The following is a 345-nucleotide window of genomic DNA, read 5'->3' on the forward strand; positions in this document are numbered from 1 at the left end:
AAAAATAAATATACTTATATCTTTAAAAAGGACAAAGATGTATGGATTCAACTTTATAAGTGGAAATCTACGGTAGGAAAACCTTCAACACCAACTATAAAAGGGAGATTTTATATAAATGGTAGAAAGCCATCTTTTGGAACTAACGAATATTCAGTAAAGTATGCAACTAGGATAAAGGATGGTTATTATTATCACTCTATATTATATGAGTCAACTGGAAAATATATAAAAGATGCAAGGCTTGGACAAGAACTTAGTCATGGATGTATAAGGTTAGAAACAAATAATGCAAAATGGATATATGAAAATATACTAGATAGTACAACTATAATAATACATTAA

Annotated in this window: 1 protein-coding gene; it reads left to right on the forward strand. The window is 27.5% G+C overall.

Translation table 11 applies throughout. The features are described from left to right. Positions 1-345 (forward strand): L,D-transpeptidase (locus G3997_RS02775; protein ID WP_296647739.1); only part of this gene is annotated, 345 nt, incomplete at its 5' end.

Origin of the sequence: Romboutsia sp. 13368 (genome assembly GCF_018336475.1) — a bacterium.
In the GTDB taxonomy this organism is placed as follows: Bacteria; Bacillota; Clostridia; order Peptostreptococcales; family Peptostreptococcaceae; genus Romboutsia.